Origin of the sequence: Metabacillus arenae, from assembly GCF_014773385.1 — a bacterium.
Classification (GTDB): Bacteria; Bacillota; Bacilli; order Bacillales; family Bacillaceae; genus Metabacillus_D; species Metabacillus_D arenae.
The window spans coordinates 94,278-107,015 of sequence record NZ_JACXAI010000022.1; the positions used below are offsets into that span (position 1 = coordinate 94,278).

Annotated in this window: 13 protein-coding genes and 1 pseudogene; 9 read left to right on the forward strand and 5 right to left on the reverse strand. The window is 36.5% G+C overall.

What is annotated here, in order from left to right; genetic code table 11:
• Positions 1-207 precede the first annotated feature (207 nt).
• From IC621_RS16650 to IC621_RS16665, 5 genes are all read left to right on the forward strand, one after another.
• Entirely contained in the window at positions 208-1,590 is a 1,383-nt protein-coding gene (locus IC621_RS16650; RefSeq protein WP_191159467.1) for a cytochrome P450, read from the forward strand.
• Positions 1,591-1,713: 123 nt separating this feature from the next.
• Positions 1,714-1,908 carry a DUF421 domain-containing protein gene (locus tag IC621_RS26555; RefSeq protein WP_224752593.1) on the forward strand — a complete coding sequence of 65 codons (195 nt, stop codon included), beginning with the start codon at positions 1,714-1,716 and terminating at the stop codon, positions 1,906-1,908.
• Positions 1,909-1,938: 30 nt separating this feature from the next.
• Positions 1,939-2,286, forward strand: coding sequence for a DUF421 domain-containing protein (locus IC621_RS26560; RefSeq protein ID WP_396653049.1), 348 nt, complete (start codon positions 1,939-1,941; stop codon positions 2,284-2,286).
• Between the two features lie 380 nt (positions 2,287-2,666).
• Positions 2,667-3,056, forward strand: coding sequence for a DUF2690 domain-containing protein (locus tag IC621_RS16660; protein WP_224752601.1), 390 nt, complete (start codon positions 2,667-2,669; stop codon positions 3,054-3,056).
• A 78-nt stretch (positions 3,057-3,134) separates the two neighbouring features.
• Positions 3,135-3,578 carry a DUF2690 domain-containing protein gene (locus tag IC621_RS16665; RefSeq protein WP_191159508.1) on the forward strand — a complete coding sequence of 148 codons (444 nt, stop codon included), beginning with the start codon at positions 3,135-3,137 and terminating at the stop codon, positions 3,576-3,578.
• A gap of 210 nt (positions 3,579-3,788) precedes the next feature.
• Here the strand turns inward: IC621_RS16665 and IC621_RS16670 are convergent, their stop codons facing one another.
• A complete protein-coding gene (locus IC621_RS16670) occupies positions 3,789-4,583 on the reverse strand; it encodes a TIGR00266 family protein (protein WP_191159471.1) in 795 nt (264 codons plus the stop codon).
• A 270-nt stretch (positions 4,584-4,853) separates the two neighbouring features.
• Between IC621_RS16670 and IC621_RS16675 the strand changes: the two genes are divergently transcribed.
• Positions 4,854-5,318: a nucleoside deaminase gene (locus IC621_RS16675; RefSeq protein WP_191159473.1), complete on the forward strand. Its 465-nt coding sequence runs from the start codon at positions 4,854-4,856 to the stop codon at positions 5,316-5,318.
• Positions 5,319-5,570: 252 nt separating this feature from the next.
• On the opposite strand, the gene IC621_RS27195 is transcribed toward IC621_RS16675, so the two are convergent.
• Positions 5,571-5,735, reverse strand: coding sequence for a TIGR00366 family protein (locus tag IC621_RS27195; protein ID WP_396653051.1), 165 nt, complete (start codon positions 5,733-5,735; stop codon positions 5,571-5,573).
• Between the two features lie 70 nt (positions 5,736-5,805).
• Positions 5,806-6,205: pseudogene (locus IC621_RS27200) on the reverse strand (TIGR00366 family protein); the annotation flags it as partial.
• A gap of 109 nt (positions 6,206-6,314) precedes the next feature.
• Here IC621_RS27200 and IC621_RS16685 point away from each other — a divergent pair.
• Together IC621_RS16685 and IC621_RS16690 are read left to right on the forward strand one after the other, a co-directional pair.
• Complete coding sequence (locus IC621_RS16685; RefSeq protein WP_191159475.1) at positions 6,315-7,286, forward strand: glycine-rich domain-containing protein; 972 nt, start codon at positions 6,315-6,317, stop codon at positions 7,284-7,286.
• 486 nt (positions 7,287-7,772) lie between these two features.
• Entirely contained in the window at positions 7,773-8,231 is a 459-nt protein-coding gene (locus IC621_RS16690; protein WP_191159477.1) for a VOC family protein, read from the forward strand.
• Between the two features lie 321 nt (positions 8,232-8,552).
• Here the strand turns inward: IC621_RS16690 and IC621_RS27055 are convergent, their stop codons facing one another.
• Entirely contained in the window at positions 8,553-9,371 is an 819-nt protein-coding gene (locus IC621_RS27055; protein WP_191159479.1) for a CPBP family intramembrane glutamic endopeptidase, read from the reverse strand.
• 336 nt (positions 9,372-9,707) lie between these two features.
• On the opposite strand from IC621_RS27055, the gene IC621_RS16700 reads away from it, so the two are divergent.
• Positions 9,708-10,238, forward strand: a complete 531-nt coding sequence (locus IC621_RS16700; protein ID WP_191159481.1) for an XRE family transcriptional regulator — start codon at positions 9,708-9,710, stop codon at positions 10,236-10,238.
• An 891-nt stretch (positions 10,239-11,129) separates the two neighbouring features.
• On the opposite strand, the gene IC621_RS16705 is transcribed toward IC621_RS16700, so the two are convergent.
• The gene (locus IC621_RS16705) at positions 11,130-11,906 is read right to left on the reverse strand and encodes a TerC family protein (RefSeq protein ID WP_191159483.1); all 777 of its coding nucleotides are present in this window, start codon (positions 11,904-11,906) and stop codon (positions 11,130-11,132) included.
• Between the last annotated feature and the right edge of the window lie 832 nt (positions 11,907-12,738).

A 12,738-nucleotide genomic window follows, 5' to 3' on the forward strand; every position in this document is an offset into this window, starting at 1 on the left:
CCTCCGTTTTTGTTATAAAATACTTCCCTGTACTTAAATATATAACAATAAGATATGTACTCTAAATACTTTCCTAATTTCTACCGGATTATATCGATAGATAAAAGCAAATTTGTAATGTAAAAAAATAAGAAGTTCCTCTAAGAATTCATTTAGATCTTGATGAGTACGTACATGATGAGTCATATGGAAAAGGAGTGAAGAAACTTGACAAAGAAAGTCCCCGGACCCAAAGAAATCCCCTTTATTGGTAATTTGTTGGAAGTTGGTTCAAAGCCACATGAATTTTTTCAAACTTGTGTAGAAAAGTATGGTCCCGTTGTTCGAGTACGGTTAGAAAAAGATCGCGATACTTATATTTTAAGTCGTCCACAGGATATTCAGTATGTCCTTAAAAATTCACAGCGGTTATTTGCAAAAGGGTATCATCGCGATCGAATCCTTAGTATGGTGTTAGGCAATGGTCTCGTCACGAGTGAAGGAGATTTCTGGTTGAGACAACGGAGATTATCGCAGCCCGCGTTTCATCAACATCGCATCGAGAAATATGCGGATACAATGACTCAATATGCGAGCAGAATGATTGATAACTGGGACAATGGCCAATTGCTTGATATCCATGAAGAGATGATGCAGTGTACCATGGAAATTGTCACAAAAACCCTTTTTGATATTGATATCCAGGATCCGCAATATAAGGGGTCAAATCTAGTGGGTCAGGCACTTGATCAAGTTTTTCATGAATACGTCAATGAGTATACAAGTATTACTCGTATGTTACTTGAAAGGCTCCCCTTCTCCCTGCCTACTCCTGGAAATAAACGACTCAAGGAAAGCATTCGCCAATTGGATCAGGTGATATATGAGATCATCGAGCATCGAAAAAAGGAGAAGCGGGATCGGGGTGATCTTCTTTCTATGCTGATCACAGCACAAGATGATGAGGGGAAAGGGATGACCCCTGCACAATTAAGGGATGAAGTGATGACGTTATTTCTTGCTGGTCATGAAACAACGGCTAATGTTTTATCGTGGACTCTCTATCTCCTTGCTCAACATGCCGATACAGAAAAGAAGCTAGTTGCAGAGCTTAGAAATGTCCTGCAAGGAAGGCTTCCTTCTTTATCCGATATTCCGCATCTTTCATATACAAAAGCAATCATCAATGAATCGATGCGTCTATATCCGCCCGTTTGGCTTATTTCTCGTGAACCGCTTGAGGATGTATGGATTGATGAATATTGTTTACCAGCTGGATGTGAGGTTGCTATAAGTCAGTGGGTAATGCATCGACACCCGGATTATTTTACAAATCCGGATTCTTTTGTTCCCGAACGTTGGTCCCGTGAATTTGAAAAAAACTTACCCTCCTATGTCTATTTTCCTTTTGGTGCAGGCCCACGAGTTTGTATTGGGAATAATTTTGCGATCATGGAGGCCACGTTATTGCTCGCTTCGATTATGCAAATGTTTCATATTGAACTTGATCATCAACATGATGTGGTTCTAGAACCTTCGATTACCCTGCGACCACAAAATGGGATTCGGGTACGTGTCGAAAAGAGAAACAATCAATTCTTATTTTCCTAGTTTTTAAACTAGCGTTTATTGTAAATTAACAACCGTTTCCTCCTTTTTCCATCCCTATTACTGATTGAAACAAGTTTAAAAAGGGAAATACACCCTTAAACTTAAGGGTGGTGGAGGAGTCGAATGCTTCTTTCTATTACGATAAAACTCATAGTCGGTTTAATAGGAATCGTTATTATTACGAGGGTGCTTGGAAAAAAGGAAATGTCACAGGTAACCCCTTTTGATTTTGTTTATGCACTTATTTTGGGCGGAATAATTGAAGAAAGTCTCTATGATGAGAAAACTAGTATATGGTTCGTTCTATATGCTCTATGATTATGGGGCTCCCTTATTTATATAGTCGAAATACTTACTCAAAAGTTTGAAAGATTGAGAACCCCTTTAAAAGGGAGGACTTCAATTATTATTAGTAACGGAGAAGTAAATATAAAAGAAATGAAAAAGGCAAAGCTTGAGATGGAACAAATTCGTACGTTTCTGCGAATGAAGGGAATTTTTTCATTAAGAGAGGTAAGTACTGCAGTTTTAGAAACCAGTGGGCAGCTAAGCGTGTTAAAAAAATCTGATGAAACCGCCGTTACTAAAAAAGATCTAAATATTCAGACCGAACCAAATGATAGATCCTACCTGCTCATTGATGAAGGAAATCTCCGAGACAAGAACTTAGATGAAATTCAACAGGATAAAGAATGATTGAAGAGCGAAATGAAACAGCGTGGTTATGCCATTGATAATATTTTCTACGCCGAATGGCTGAAAGAAAAAGGTTTTTATATTCAACCATATAAAAAGGAAAGTTAATAAGCCAATTTGAGGAACTAGTCAAAAAGTCAATCCCTTGGTGTGTATGGGTTTGGCTTTTTGGTGTTTTACTTAAAACCTTTAGGTTCTGTGTTAAAGAACCCGATTTATATTTAGGAAATTTTGCACTTTCAAAATAAAATTAAAATTGTAACATTAAGGTTGCTTGGTAATTTTTGTGAGAGGAATGAGTTGAGATGAAGAGAATCGGTTTGTATATTTCACTGGTTTTTGTGGCATTTTTTGGTGTTTTTGGCTCACCTGGTTTTTTCATGAGCAAGGCCTCAGCAGAAAACCACACCTATGATGGCAAAAGCCCTTACTATAACAGCTGCGCTGCGAGTGGCGTCACAAAGAAGAATGTGAGAATTTATAGAGACGGAGCTTCTGCAAATTTAGAGCTGAAATTTAGTACAATGTGCAAAACTGCCTGGGCAAAGATCACTCTAAGCAGACCAGCTAAAACGAATGGAGAGGCAACGGCATTAGTTGTCCGAAGTACAGATAATAAGCAATTTAGTTGCAGCTCTCCTGGAGGTAATGGAGAAATTAATAAAGGGCAAACGTCATGTTATACACCGATGGTATATGATCTAGATCCTCGAAAAGCAAAAGCAGTAGGATTCTGGCCATACACAGCAGGGGAAACCGGCTGGTATTAATTTACATGCTTTCATATTGAAATATGGGAAGAGAGGTTGAATTCCTTGAAAAAAAAGCTTAAACTAATTGGTCTATCAATGATACTGACTTTGTCAACTTTGGTTGGTGCATTTGGATTTGGGAGTACCGAAGCAGCTGCAGAAAATCATTCTTATGATGGCAAAAGCCCCTACTACAATAGTTGTGCAAGCACTGCTGTAACAAAGCATAAAAAATGGATTGATTCCGTTTCTTATGTAGAGTTGAAATTCAGCACTAAGTGCAAAACAGCTTGGGCGAAAGTGACGGTTACTAGGCCCGCAATATATAATCATGAAGCAGACGCGAGAATTGTTCGAAGCACAGATGGGAAAGCCTATACATGCAATAGCTCAGGGGGAAATGGGGTTGTTAACAAGGGGCAAAGGTCATGTTATACGCCAATGGTATATGACTTAGACCCGCGCAAAGCTCAAGCCCAAGGAATACACGCGATCCCCAATAGTGATGCATATAAAAAAGCTGTAACAATATGGTATTAACATAGAGAATGTTTGCCTTTAAAATAAGGCCGGTGTTTATTCGTCAACTACCGGCCCCCAAAGTAGTATGAAGTCAGCCAGAATATTCAGGTTGACTATTTTTCATTTAAAAAAACGACTGAAATCCACCTGAATCCCTTGTGGAGATCAAGATAAAATGCATGAAAGCATCAACCGATTCGAGTTAAATATAGTTACTAGCTCGAATGACTATTTTCCGTCTCCGCCTAATAAATCAAACAAACCCCCGGCAATACTGCCTTCGCCTTTAGAGCCGCCTTTTCCCGGCATAGCAGCGAAGACACGGCTTGCTAGTCTGCTAAATGGAAGGGACTGAATCCATACCATCCCTGGTCCGCGCAATGTAGCAAAGAATAGCCCTTCTCCGCCAAATAATGCTGTTTTTATACCGCCAACGAACTCAATATTATAGTCCACATCCCCTGTCATAGCAACTAGACAACCTGTATCGATGCGCAGGGTTTCTCCGGAAATAAGCACTTTTTTGTGTAAGGTTCCCCCAGCATGGACGAATGCCATTCCATCTCCTTCGAGCTTTTGCATAATAAAGCCCTCACCGCCAAAGAATCCTGTGCCAAGCTTTCTCTGGAACTCAATCCCAACAGAGACTCCTTTTGCAGCTGCAAGGAATGAGTCTTTTTGACAGATTAATTTTCCGTTTAACTCACTTAAATCAACTGGTATGATTTTCCCCGGATACGGTGCAGCAAATGAGACATGTTTTATCGTTTGACCCTCGTTTGTAAATGAAGTCATGAACAGGCTTTCCCCGGTAAGTACTCGTTTCCCCGCACTGAACAATTTCCCCATAATTCCTCCTTGACTTGAAGAACCATCCCCAAAAATAGTTTCCATTTGGATGTTATCCTCCATCATCATCAAGCTTCCCGCTTCCGCAATTACGGTTTCTTGTGGATCAAGCTCAACCTCTACAAATTGCATATCGTCTCCGTATAATTTATAACTAATTTCGTGATTGTTCATTTTCTCAGTCCTTTCACTAGGTTAGAAGTTCATACGATTAGCAATAAAAAAGGATTCAGATTTTTGAGCTACGAAAGAGGTTTTTGTGTTAGGAAAGAAAAAAGTTCTTTTTCTATTTTTGTTTTAAAAGATTTTTCAGTTAATAAATGGTTTATTATAAATATATATCCTTTAGAATAGAGATACCTTGTTATAAACAATAAAGTTGTATCCTGGACAAAAAATTTTCAAGTTATAGAGTGTGACAATGTTTATAAATGGAGGGCTACCATGAACCACGAACAATATATGACTCAAGCGATTGATTTGGCGTATGAAAATGTGATAAAGGATGGCGGCCCGTTTGCGGCAATTGTTGTAAAAGATGAAGTCATTGTTGGACAAGGGGTAAATTTAGTAACGAAAAACAATGATCCAACTGCTCACGCGGAAGTAATGGCTATCAGGGATGCCTGCAAAAACCTTGGAACATTTCAGTTGGATCAATGTATTCTTTATACGAGTTGTGAGCCATGTCCGATGTGCCTTGGAGCGATTTATTGGGCTAGACCGAAAGCAGTTTATTATGCAATGAACAAACATGAGGCAGCACAAATTGGATTTGACGATGCATTTATCTATGAGGAAATCGCACAGGTTAAAGAAAAGCGGAAGATTCCTTTCATCCATATAAAAACGGATGATAAGCGGCCGTTTGTGGGATGGAAAAACAAAGAAGACAAAATAGAGTATTAATAGAGAGGCCTATTCAGTCTAAGCTATTAACGCCAAACCACTGGTTGAGTATTGAGCTGTTAATTGACTGCATGGCTGCAATCCCTTGCTCGGTCGGCAGACGAGATAGTGCATTCATGATGAATGCTGAAAAAGGCAAAGAAAATCCCAGTAACTAACGCAGTTCCAAATACAGCAAGAAAAGGTAAGAAAAATCTTAATCCATAGACAACGAGCCGCATTTTTAACTGAAGAATGCGGCTTTCCATTATGCTATAAAAATAAAAACACTGCTGACATAAACACGTCTGTAATTAACATGATAACTAGTTCATAACCCATGATGTCTTTTGCTTTTAATCCTGCAATTGCTAAGGCAGGCAGGGCATAGAATGGCTGGATCATATTTGTCCATGCATCTCCCCATGCTAACGCCATTGCAGTTTTTGGCAAGGATACGTTCAAATTTTTAGCGGAGGGCAACAGATCCTGAAAGGCCGCCGCTTCAAATGATAAAACCACTATAAGCACTTGCGATTAATAAACGGTAATCGACACCCTTTACTTTATCGGCAATCTCTCTAGCAAAAAATGCTCCGATAATCAATCCAAATCCCCAATTAATTCAGCAAGCTATAAGCGCTACAACTGTTACAAGAATAATAGCTTGTCCAGAGGTTTTTGGCACTTTAGCTAATGCTCCTAATAGTTTTTTGAAAAATGGACTGCTAGCCATCACATGCCCTGTTCCAGTAATTAAAATCATTTGCATCGAGGAAGCCTAATAAACTCCAAAACCCGCCACCACAATATTCGAGGATTTGTACAGGTGTACTTTTCGTAAAGATAAGGGCCAGGCCGCAAACAAAAAATGTAAGCAAAACAACTAATAGAAACGGATCAGGCATATCCTGATTCGATGAAACTTTATAGGGGTTAAAACGTATAAATTTGTAAAGAGTGATTTTCTAATTATTTGAACAATAATCATTTGAATAAAGAAAAGGGGGAGAGAGAATGTTTGATTTTATTAGTTTCTTAGTTGTCATATTCATTGTTTTCATAGTAGTTACAATAGTAATTAAAATGGCTTTATCTCCCATAAACCGGAAACGACGATTAAAAAATCTTCCTATCCCAGACCATTTAGGCATCCAAATGGAGGGTGAACTGCCTATTGTTCAAACCTTAGATAAAGCTTTGTCAAGTTCATACGTTGATAATGTGAAGAATCGTGTATTAAAGGAGCACCCTAAATGGGCCGATCATGAGTTTGAATGGACATTTTTTGAAATGAAACGATATTTTATTATGAATGGCTTACTAAAAACAGTTCCAATGTTCAGCGCAAGGGTTGATGATATTTGGCACGAGATGCTTATGTTTACAAGAGAATATGAGAAATTCTCAAAGGAGTTCTACCACGAAATATTGCACCACACTCCGAATATGGACAGCACGCCAATTCCTGGGGAAAGAGCGTTTTTTGATTGGGTTTATTTAAGCCTATTTGAACCTACACCAAACAGCCGATCAATTTGGGGAGTTTTTTTGCAGAATCCTGTTAAGCGTGAGATCCTCGACGATTTTAGAAACCTATCAGAGGAAGATTTACTCAGCAAATATTTTAGAAAAAGTGAAGATTGGCTTGAAGTAAAAAGAAGATTAATCAATAAAATGAAATTCGAAATCACTCAATCAGATCATATTAAGCTTAGAAAAAATTCAGTTGATATACCTCGTACAACTTCGGAAACGCAAATTTATAATTACGCTCTCGGAGCAGCCATTTTTTATTCTATTTATGAAGAAGATCAATTTCAGGATCATATGAGTGAATTGTTACCCGGCGAATATTATAAAGCAAGTCATAGCGGGAGTGGATCATCTTGTTCTGGCTTCGCTTGCAGCAGTTCCTCTGATCATCATTCAGGGGGGGATTCGGGGGGATCGAGCTGCTCCAGCTGTGGAGGAGGCTGCAGCAGTTAATGTGCATCCTATGCCCTTTTGTTCTCAGCGACAAAAGGGTATTTAATTTGAAATCATTAAAATGCTAAAAATGAACCAAAATACGGTTAAAGCAAAACTATTCCGGGTGCGAAAAAAGCTCAAGAAATTGCTATTGGAAAACGACCTGGCTTGACAAGAGATGTACTGGTTTGAAATAAAGTTTGATGAAAAATCACCTCTTAAACCCATATTTTTCGATACATACAAAGCATCCGTTTTGATAAAGTTTGATCATAATGGATTCTTCTTCGGCAAAATTAAACTTGGATTTTATAAAAAGTTTAATCATTTTCAAATGTTTTCCATAATCATGCCTTATCTTGAATAAGCAGCTACGTAGTGTCTTCGTACTGCGCAATAACAAATCCATCTACCTCCAAAGTAGTAGTAAAAATACTCCTGCAGGTCATCCTAATTTTTTCCTAAATATGTTATTCTTCAATTATTAAAAGGAGAGTGGTTACAATGATTAAAGGACTGTATGAGGCACATTTGCCTGTCAGTGATATGGAAGTTTCTATAGAGTTTTACAAAAAGTTAGGCCTTACTTTGGCACACAATGGAGAACAAGTATCTTTTATGTGGATTGAAAAAGGGAAAAGTTGGATTGGTTTATGGGAATCTGGAGAAGTAAATCTTCCCTACCACCCTTCTATTCGCCACATAGCTTTTTTAGTTGATCTCGAAAACATTTCTTCTGCAAGAGAATGGCTGCTTTCAAAAAACATTGATGTAAGAGAAGCCTTTGGATTTGAGCCAGAAAGACAACCTTTGGTGTTAGATAATAACCCCCATGCTCATGCGGCTATTTATTTTAATGATCCTGACGGCAACTCAATTGAACTTATTGCACCACTCAGGTTAGATGTAAATGAACCATTCAAAAAGATGGAACTTAATGAGTGGCTGCGATTAAAAAAGTAATTGATGGTCAGCAGCCTTGAAGTAAGCTTTACTTGAATAAGAACTAATTTATAAGTCGTTTATTTTCAATTAAGATATGATTGTGAATATGGTGTTCCATATGCCCCATGATAAACTTGTATAAGCCACTCTAGCGTCTTAGTTTATTATTTCCTATGTCACAAAGGTTGGATAGATTAATCTAAAAATGAACTCTAATCCTTGTTCCGGGATAGCGCCCGTTTTATGGAATAACTTCTTGAACTAACGCCCTCGTTTAAATATATGTGAATAACGTTCCACCCTAACTATTTTCACAAAAATAAATCCATCTTATTTCTTCTAATTTAAAGGTTCTTTTCTACTCCATTTATAGTTTGAATAAACAAATGACAATACAGTCGCTCCAACAGCACTTGGTAGCAAAATAAATGAAAAAAATTTAAGTGTGAAAATTCCACTTACATCAAAGTGTCCGTGAATAGGTCCTAAAATTTGTGTTGCAGTCATAAAGACCACATGAAATCCAATTGATGTCCACATACTTCCAGATATCGCTCTAATCACACCTAAAATAATTGCAAAACCAGGGATAAATTGAATCTGTTCTACAGAATACATTGCCCCTATAAAATAAGCAAATAATGAGAATAACAATGCTTGTAAAATGATTGTACCCCAATGGGGGAATTGTGCATTTAAGTAACGATATATATATCCTCTAAAAATAAGTTCTTCAGGTAATGCTTCTATCAGAAATACAGTGATGAATAAAATCAAAATACTAAGTAATAGGTAATTCAAATCAGTATGAACTTTTATTTCAACCCACCCAAGCATTAAACAAATAAAAAATCCAATAGATGCAGGTATTGTCCAGAGAAAAATACCAAGGAGAAATGAAAAAATATTTGTTTTAACAGTTGATTGACCAAGTTGGCGCCAAGTTATTTTGTCAAATTTTATTGCCAATTGTACGATAGTTACAGTTAAAACAGTTGTGAGTAGAGCACTTATTAAGCGCATAAGAGGACTATATTCTTGCCCCATAAAGGTGTCACTAATGTAAGAAATAAAATTCCAAATGATGATTCCTAAAATCAGTATTGCAACAATTCTAATTGATATTTCTTTCAGTTTTAAATTTTTCTCCCTATACACTCTACTCCCACCCTTTATATTTTAATTTTTTATAATTTACGTAAATTTCTCCTTTCACTATCGTTAGTTTAAGAGTATTTCTTTCTTCACTATCTCATAACATAAATATCCAATTAAATAGAGATAATTCCCTCCACAACCTGGCCCTAAAATGGAAAATGAGCGCCAATTCCTTTGGAATAGCGCCCTTTTGTTGAAGATTAGTATTGAATTCAAACATTAGTTAGATCAAAAAAACAGAAAACGATTTACATTTTTTTACACATATACTAAAATATAATTTAGTAAAAATAAATTTATCAAAATGTATTTCATCAAATGGAAGGGGTTAGAAAAATGAGCCTTTTAGATATTTATTTACAAAGAAACAAAAAGAAAAGGTATGATGTATTCAAAGAAACTGGATTGAGTCAGCAAATGCTCGCAAGTGTAAATAAAAAAAATGTAAGCAGTTATTCAGTTAAAACCATACAAGCAATTGCTAAAACAGTAAATAAAAGTGAAGGAATGGTTCTTGATGAATTATTAAAATTAGAAACCGAAAATGCTATATTTGAAGTTTTTAATACTGAAGATTTACTAATAGCACTTAATAATAAGGAACCGTATATTGCTATCAAAGGCGAATATAAAACCCAAATGGAAGAGTTAGCTAAAACACAACTTTCAGATAATGAAACGTTAGGATTAGAATTAGGTTCTGCTGGATTAGTGAATATCTTAGCAGAAGGTATTTATCAGTTCGCTAATCTGTTTAGCACTAAAGATGATGAACAGAAAAAAATTGAAAGTCAATTACGTAAATATAACATTAAAAAAATAAATGAAAGTGAGTTCTTATTTTCTTTACGACAATTTGATTATTGATAATTTCTAAAAAATTAACAAACGAGCGCATTTCCTTGTTCCAGGATTGCGCCCGATTGCGGAATCGTATATTACCCCCACCACATAGCTAAAACAAACAAAGACCAACACGAAACGAAGAAACCAATCAAGACATTTGCTAGTAATATACCAGAGAAGTCTTCTAGCCCAAATCGTTTCCTATCCAATAAAATTATCCCTGCTACAAATATAAAAAAAAAACGCTTGTTATGGTCACAATATTAAGCATTTTAAAGGGGGTTGCATTAAATAAATGATTTGCTAAGTAATAGGCTATACTTTGAGCAAACAATCCCAAATATGTTGCAAATAACATAATACAAAGAAAAGCAATGGATGATTTATTTCGTTTCACAGCACCCCTCCTGTTCCTCTCACAATATGGCCCTAATGTGTAATAATAGTTACCTTGAAGGTATATAAAACGCCTTAAGGCGTTCTTGGCTGGAACAAACTCATAAGAAAAGCACTGTTTACTCAAGCAAGGTTATTTGATGCCTTCTCATTGTCAAGACAGCACTACCTTGTATACTTTGAATACGTTGTTTATCGAGTTAAGATATCAAGTATTCAAAGTAACTTTTCGCTCAATTTTTCTTCTTAGAATACTTTAAATACTCCTGATTCTCATAGTAAAGATAAACGGAAAGAAACCACGCTAAGGATTTTTGGATCATTTTAGCCCAAGTTTAAATTGTGCTGTATGTAAAAGTAGGTCATTTCAATAAATTGTGTTGCATTACCAGCCGTTTTCATTGGTGTTCTAATGTTTTAACGTAACACAAATGATGTTGTGTTGTATTAAATTATCCTTAACGAGGTAAAAGTCAACGTGAAGGAAAGGGACAAGGGAACTGTCCCTTTCCTTCATTAACCAGCTTGCTTTTCTTGCTTTTCTTCCTTCCCTTTCGTCAGGAACCAGCCGGCTGCAGCTATACCGATTAAAACAGTGTAGAAAAATAGTTTCCACTCTTTAGAATGAGCAAAGTCATAAGGCAGAATGCCAATATCAGGGTGTCCTAACGTTAACACAGCTAGCTTAACCCCTACCCAGCCAACGATTGAAAATGCGGCAATTTCAAGACCAGGTCTAGAATGAAGTAATTTAACAAACAAGTTTGCAGCAAAACGCATAATGATTAAACCAATTAATCCGCCGGCAAAAATAACGAGAAATTTCCCGCCATCCATTCCGCCAATTTGTGGGAGATTTGTATTCGGAAGAGTCATTGCTAGGGCTACCGCAGCAAGAATTGAGTCAATAGCAAACGCGATATCAGCTAGTTCAACCTTTAAAACAGTTCCCCAGAAACCTGATTTTTTCTTCTCTTTTTCTTCCACATTCTCTTCTTTCTTTTTAAAGACGAGTTTCCTTACTATATGATTAATAGCAATGAATAGAAGGTATAACGCTCCAAGCGCCTGTATTTGCCACACATCGACAAGGAAGGAAATAATGAATAATGATGCAAAACGGAAGACAAAGGCTCCAGCCAACCCATAGAAGAGTGCCTTTTTCCTATCTTCTTCTGGAAGATGCTTAACCATAATCGCCAAAACAAGTGCGTTATCGGCTGCAAGTAATCCTTCAAGAGCAACTAATAACAACAATACCCAACCGTATTCAAATAAAAGTGATAGTTCCAATTAATGTTTCCCTCCTCAGGTTTCTCTCCTTTTTATAACCAAACTTCATTCAATCTCATTTTGCTTTCCATACCAAAATGACGCACCAAAGTCTGTATCCACCTCTATTCAACTCCATTTCTCAATAGATTCATATTATTGAAAGTTCATATAAGTCTGAATAAGGCGCTGGAGCTGGATGTTAAAGCGCTTATCCACAGTACAAGAACTTTATAATATCCTTAACCATTAAAAAAACCTTTACCCGACATGGTAAAGGTTTTAAAAAAACAATAAAAGACCTTCACCAAATAGGTAAAGGTCTTGCTAACAACATTATCGTTGCCAACAAAGCCGAGAGAAGAAACTCCTCCGAAATGACGACTCTGCTGTAAAAGCTACTCCCCTTTAGGAGAACTATTCAATTTATTAAATATAGAATAAGCTACTGCATCTCTATTTGTCAATGAGTGAAATAACAGAAAAATAAAACATTTTGGGGTTTTTTGCCCATCCCCCCGAAAAGGTACATTAAGGGTGTTTTTGCACACCCTCCAAAAAAAGGGAAATAGCACCCTAGCATTCACTATAACGGTTGCATATAAAAACAAGAGATCGAAGAGATTGTATTTAGCATATAAAAATTGCTTTTTAAGGTAGTATGTTTTTTGAATAGAAAAAAGCCGAAAACATGCAAGAAATGAATAAAAACTTGCATATTTTCAGCCTTTGATTATTTTGGATCTTCAACAAATGTGCCCTCGTATATTATTATTAACCAGATTTTTTCTGGTTTTAAATTATTAAACCTATTCACAAGGTATAATGATTTAATTCAGATAGAGGTTGTCGC

Excerpts from the sequence above, each read along its gene's own strand:
- IC621_RS26555 (WP_224752593.1), top strand. The coding sequence starts at position 1,714 with ATGCTTCTTTCTATTACGATAAAACTCATAGTCGGTTTAATAGGAATC.
- IC621_RS16660 (WP_224752601.1), top strand. The coding sequence starts at position 2,667 with ATGAGCAAGGCCTCAGCAGAAAACCACACCTATGATGGCAAAAGCCCT.
- IC621_RS16665 (WP_191159508.1), top strand. The coding sequence starts at position 3,135 with ATGATACTGACTTTGTCAACTTTGGTTGGTGCATTTGGATTTGGGAGT.
- IC621_RS16670 (WP_191159471.1), bottom strand. The coding sequence starts at position 4,583 with ATGAACAATCACGAAATTAGTTATAAATTATACGGAGACGATATGCAA.
- IC621_RS16675 (WP_191159473.1), top strand. The coding sequence starts at position 4,854 with ATGAACCACGAACAATATATGACTCAAGCGATTGATTTGGCGTATGAA.
- IC621_RS27195 (WP_396653051.1), bottom strand. The coding sequence starts at position 5,735 with ATGGCGTTAGCATGGGGAGATGCATGGACAAATATGATCCAGCCATTC.
- IC621_RS16685 (WP_191159475.1), top strand. The coding sequence starts at position 6,315 with ATGTTTGATTTTATTAGTTTCTTAGTTGTCATATTCATTGTTTTCATA.
- IC621_RS16690 (WP_191159477.1), top strand. The coding sequence starts at position 7,773 with ATGATTAAAGGACTGTATGAGGCACATTTGCCTGTCAGTGATATGGAA.
- IC621_RS16700 (WP_191159481.1), top strand. The coding sequence starts at position 9,708 with ATGAGCCTTTTAGATATTTATTTACAAAGAAACAAAAAGAAAAGGTAT.